Annotated in this window: 2 protein-coding genes; both read left to right on the forward strand. The window is 67.4% G+C overall.

Annotated elements, in window-relative coordinates:
• The first annotated feature begins 184 nt into the window (after positions 1-184).
• Positions 185-559, forward strand: coding sequence for a nuclear transport factor 2 family protein (locus WAW17_RS03715; RefSeq protein WP_422331664.1), 375 nt, complete (start codon positions 185-187; stop codon positions 557-559).
• A 65-nt stretch (positions 560-624) separates the two neighbouring features.
• Positions 625-1,541, forward strand: a 917-nt coding sequence (locus tag WAW17_RS03720) for a DUF6777 domain-containing protein (RefSeq protein WP_422331665.1), incomplete at its 3' end; no start/stop codon positions are given.

Here is a 1,541-nt window from a genome sequence, read left to right on the forward strand (position 1 = left end):
GTCGGATGATTCGGCAGGTTCGGCAATCATGGGACGTGCCGGCGTCCGTGCACAGGCACCCTTGGGGGTTGCAAGTTCTACCCCAGCTCCCGCTGCCCGGGTAAAGCGGGCTGTTCCCCGGCGGGCGAGCCCTGCGCTACGCTCATCACTAGAACACGTTCTAGCCGACTGAGGGGTACGCGCCATGGCACCGTCCGCAGAAGACATTCGCAAGACCGTCGAGAGGTACGTCGAGGCGGTGGCCACCGGGACGGTGGACGACGTTCTCGCCCTCTACGCAGACGGCGCCACCGTCGAGGATCCGGTGGGCACCGAACCTCGCACCACGGTCGAATCGCTTCGCGAGTTCTATGGCGTGATCGAGCCGCTGAAGCAGACGGGTGAGCTGCGGACACTGAAGATCGCCGGTCATTCGGCGGCGTTCCACTTCTCGCTGGTCACCGACCTGGGCGAACAGTCACTCGAGATCGCACCCATCGATGTGATGACGTTCGACGACGACGCGAAGATCACCTCGATGAAGGCGTTCTGGTCGCAGGAGGACATGATCACGCGCTGACCCGTTCACCCGGGCAGGCGGCGAAACAGGCCCGCCCGGGTGCGGGCTGTGCTTACGATGGCCCCGTGGCCACCGACCTCGGCGGGCGGGCCGCATGGCGAGCCCGACCGAAAGCAGTCGCAGGTGCCGGTACGCGCTCCCCGCGCGCACCGGGTAGCTGGCTGGTCGGAGCGTGTGCCGTCGTCGCCGCCGTGTCGATTGCGTGCTCGGGTGGTTCCTCGCAGTCCGAACCGATCGAACTCACCGGCGCGACTGCTGATGCCGAAGCTCCCTGGACGGCGGTGCTGCTCCCGCCCCAGACGCCGACCACTGTCCCGTACGGACCTCCCGGCACCGACCTGCCGGCAGAACCCGGCGACGTGGGTATACGGGTGCCCGGTGATCGCGCCGGACTCTACGGGGGCAGCCCCGATCGCCCGCTCTGCAACCGGCAACTGCTGGTCGACGAGTTGGAACAGAATCCGGGGCGAATGTCCGCGTGGTCGGCCGTGTTCAAGATCGACGATGTCCGAAGTTACGTCCGAACACTGACGCCCGTGTTGCTCCGTGCAGACACGCGAGTCACCGACCACGGCTTCGTCTCGGGTCGCGCCAAGCCGTTCCAGGCGGTACTCGAGGCCGGAACGACCGTTCTGATCGACGACCGCGGTGTCCCCCGGGTTCGCTGTCTGGACGGTAGCCCGCTGGGTGCACCGGTCCTCGGTGACGAAACCGAACTGGAGGGTGCGCCTTGGCCCGGGTTCGAGGAGAGCAGGGTTCTGGTCGTCCAGCCCGGGTCCTCGGCGATGCCCGAGGTTGCCGTCGTGGATTTGATGACCGGCGGTCTGGCCTCCATCCCGGTCGGATCGGGCCCCCAACAACCGACCGAAGTGGCCGCACCTCCGCTGCCACCTGTGGTGAATACTCCGGAGCCGGTAGCAGATTCGCCGCCGGTGGTCCAGCGGCAGGTTGTGCCGGTGGCTCCCGCACCACCAACCCCCCC

The sequence above is a fragment of the Rhodococcus sp. (in: high G+C Gram-positive bacteria) genome (assembly GCF_049286785.1).
GTDB lineage: Bacteria > Actinomycetota > Actinomycetes > Mycobacteriales > Mycobacteriaceae > Rhodococcus_F.

Excerpts from the sequence above, each read along its gene's own strand:
- WAW17_RS03715 (WP_422331664.1), top strand. The coding sequence starts at position 185 with ATGGCACCGTCCGCAGAAGACATTCGCAAGACCGTCGAGAGGTACGTC.